Below are 383 nucleotides of genomic sequence, written 5' to 3'. Positions count from 1 at the left end.
CGGCACGGTGGTCGAAGGCGCGGCAGTGGCCGTCCGGCGAATAGATGAGCCCTTCCTGGTGCACGTAGCCCGTGCGCTGCGGGCTGGCGATGCGCACCGCGCCCGCGAGCGCGATGTCCGACTGCCGCGTGAGCAGGCTCTGGCAGGCCATGTGGATGGCCACGAGGCCGGTGGAGCACGCGGTGTAGACGGCGACGCTCTCGCCCCGAAGCTGGAGCTTGAAGGACGCCTTCATCGCCAGGCTCTCGGGGCCGGAGGTGGCCAGGTCCATCCCCGCGCCCACGTCCTTGCGCGCCTCGCTCAAGAGCGACAGCAGGTGCCCCGTCGAACCCGCGCCCGCGTAGAGCGAGATTCGGCCCTTGTAGCGCCCGGGGTCATACGCC

The 383-nt window shown here is 71.3% G+C and carries 1 protein-coding gene; it reads right to left on the bottom strand.

The genetic code is table 11. The features are described from left to right. On the bottom strand, positions 1-383 hold a 383-nt coding region (locus HUA78_RS45855), incomplete at both ends, for a beta-ketoacyl synthase N-terminal-like domain-containing protein (protein ID WP_305798555.1).

The organism is Myxococcus sp. CA033, assembly GCF_013336625.1.
Lineage (GTDB): Bacteria > Myxococcota > Myxococcia > Myxococcales > Myxococcaceae > Myxococcus > Myxococcus llanfairpwllgwyngyllgogerychwyrndrobwllllantysiliogogogochensis.
This window is presented reverse-complemented; position numbering and strand designations above follow the sequence as displayed.